We start from the raw sequence: 2,269 nt of genomic DNA, 5'->3' as shown, positions 1-2,269 counted from the left end.
CGCGCCGGTACCGACCCGCCGGGAATACCAGTCCCAGCGCACACGGCACCGGGAGACCCAGCCCCAGAGCCGCTGCTGCTGACGCCGCGGCCACGACCGCGGGGCGGGCGCGCCGACCAGCCCTGACCGGCGCGCCCGCCCCGCACCACCCTTTCGTACGTGATGACCGGAACCGAGATGCTCAGACGCCGCACAGCCCTGCTGGTCCGCCCCGAACTCGACGATCAGCCCCTCCACCTGACCCTGACCCGACTCCGCCCGACGGCACAGCTCCACGGTCTCGGCGCGGGCCCCACGCGCCCCGTGTGGGAGCCGGTCGCCGAGCTGCTGCGCGGCACGGGGCGGGACTGGGACCGGCGGGTGCACCGGATCTCCGTACTGGCCCGGCACCTGCCGCCTGCGGTCTGCGCGCGCTGGGCCGCCGACCGGCCCGGCGACGGGGACGCCCTGGTCCTGCGCGCCTTCGTCCAGGTCACCAGAGCCGCGGCCGAGGGGCGGGCCGCCGTCCGCCCGGCCGAGCAGGCGTGCCTGCGCGCCGCCGACGTCTGTACCGCGGACCCGACACCGTGGCTGGCTCTGCTGGGCCTGATGCGCTCCTTCGCGGTCCCCGTTCACGACGCCGTTCCCGTCTGGATCGAGGCCGTCTCCCGCGCCCCGTGGCACCGCACGGCCTACCACGATCTGCTGCGGTACCTGTCCCCGCGCGGGCACGGAACAGTCGCCGCCATGCTGGACTTCGCCCGGCAGAGCGCCGCCCGGTCACCGTACGGGTCCCCTATCGCGCTGCTGCCCGTCGCGGCCCGCGTGGAGATCGTCGCCCACCGGCTGCGGCAGTCGGCGCCTGGGGCGGGGCTCCTGTGGAACGAACCGCAGGTCGCCGAGGAGCTCGACACGGCCCTGTTCCAGTGGTTCGACTCCCGTGCCACCCCGCACGCCGAGGCGCTGATCGACCTCAACGTCCTCGCCTTCGCCCTGATCCAGGCCCACCGCCCCGCCGACGCCCGGCGGGTCCTCACACGCACAGGGCATCACATGACCCCCCATCCCTGGGACCTCCTGCCCGAGCCGGAACGCACCTTCCGCTACTGGAGCGGCCGCTGAACCGGCCGACACCCCAGGGGCGTTCCCGCCCGGACGCCGGTACCGTCAGCGGGGCTTGCTTCTCGGCGGCCGCGGCCTTCCTGTCCCGGGCCTCGCGCCGGGCCAGGACCACCCAGCCGACCGGGACGTCCGCGGCGGACATCCACCACTGGACGGCGTACGCGTCGTTCAGTGCGGCATCCTCGTCGCCGGGCTTGCCGGCCGGCCCAGGGGTGCTGCCCCTCAGATCGGGCGCCGTCCGCGTGATCAGCCGCCGAGCACCCCGGCGCAGCGCCTCCTGCTCGCTGTTGACCAACATGATCCGGCCGGCAGCCCCGACAGGTCCGTTGATGCCGCTCGCCGCGGTCGTCTGATGAGGCATCAGCCGCCCCGTGACGGTGACCGCCGCCGGACGGTGCGGGGATCTCAGGGAAGGCGGACTGCGACGGATCCGAGGGGATCCAGCCGCGGTTGACCGGCAGCACCGTGCCGCCCGTCAGGACGAACGGCACGCGCGGCTGGTTCGCGGCGCGGGCGGTGGGGAGCGTCGCCCGGTCTCCCACCGGCATCGCACCCGCCCGCTCGACCAGCACTGTCCATGGAGGAATCAGGCACTACAAGCAGTCGTGTGGTGATGCCGCCGTGAGTTCGGCCCATACGAGCTGGCCGTGAGGCAGGCGGTAGGTGCCCCACCGGGAGGTGAGAGCCTCGACCAGGTGGAGACCTCGTCCGCCGCATGCGTCGCTTGCCGTGCTCTGAGGTGCCCGGCTGCCGTCCCAGCCGGACCCGTGATCCCCGACTTCGATACGGATGATGCACGAGGCGGCTTCGCGGATGATCTTCAAGGTGTGCCAGACGGGACTCGCGCCGTGCCGGACCGCATTGGTGACGAGTTCGGAGATGACCAGGACGGCTTCGTCGGCAAGTTGGGAGTGACACCAGTGCCGCAGCCGGTCCGCTACCTGCTGCCGTGCCTGCCCGGGCGATTCGAGCGTCGCGGGGAGAATCCACGTGCTGGTCGTGCGCACGGTACGGGACACGTCAGTACTGAGGATGGACATTACGTGCTCGCAGAGGGGTGAACGCGGCCTGTATGTGTCAACGGCGTCCGCGCCTCACGCGAGGTGTCGTCCGCAGGCCACTGGGGGGCTTTGAACAAGAGTTGCCCTGGTGTGCGATCCGGTTGACA

General features: G+C 72.5%; 3 protein-coding genes. 2 read left to right on the top strand and 1 reads right to left on the bottom strand.

Features of this window, described 5'->3' with window-relative positions:
• Both ACI2LP_RS34270 and ACI2LP_RS34265 read left to right on the top strand, forming a co-directional pair.
• The coding region (locus ACI2LP_RS34270; protein ID WP_404728447.1) for a CstA-like transporter-associated (seleno)protein at positions 1 to 82 on the top strand (82 nt) is incomplete at its 5' end.
• An 80-nt stretch (positions 83 to 162) separates the two neighbouring features.
• On the top strand, positions 163 to 1,101 hold the full coding sequence (locus ACI2LP_RS34265) for a hypothetical protein (RefSeq protein ID WP_404728446.1): 939 nt from the start codon (positions 163 to 165) through the stop codon (positions 1,099 to 1,101).
• Between the two features lie 593 nt (positions 1,102 to 1,694).
• Here the strand turns inward: ACI2LP_RS34265 and ACI2LP_RS34260 are convergent.
• A complete protein-coding gene (locus ACI2LP_RS34260; RefSeq protein ID WP_404728445.1) occupies positions 1,695 to 2,120 on the bottom strand; it encodes an ATP-binding protein in 426 nt (141 codons plus the stop codon).
• Between the last annotated feature and the right edge of the window lie 149 nt (positions 2,121 to 2,269).

Origin of the sequence: Streptomyces sp. NPDC019890, from assembly GCF_044903445.1 — a bacterium.
In the GTDB taxonomy this organism is placed as follows: Bacteria; Actinomycetota; Actinomycetes; order Streptomycetales; family Streptomycetaceae; genus Streptomyces.
Note: the sequence above shows the minus strand (reverse complement) of the source record. Positions and strands in the feature narration are given on the sequence as shown.

Bases quoted from the DNA above. Each gene is read 5' to 3' on its own strand.
- ACI2LP_RS34265 (WP_404728446.1), top strand. From the start codon at position 163: ATGACCGGAACCGAGATGCTCAGACGCCGCACAGCCCTGCTGGTCCGC.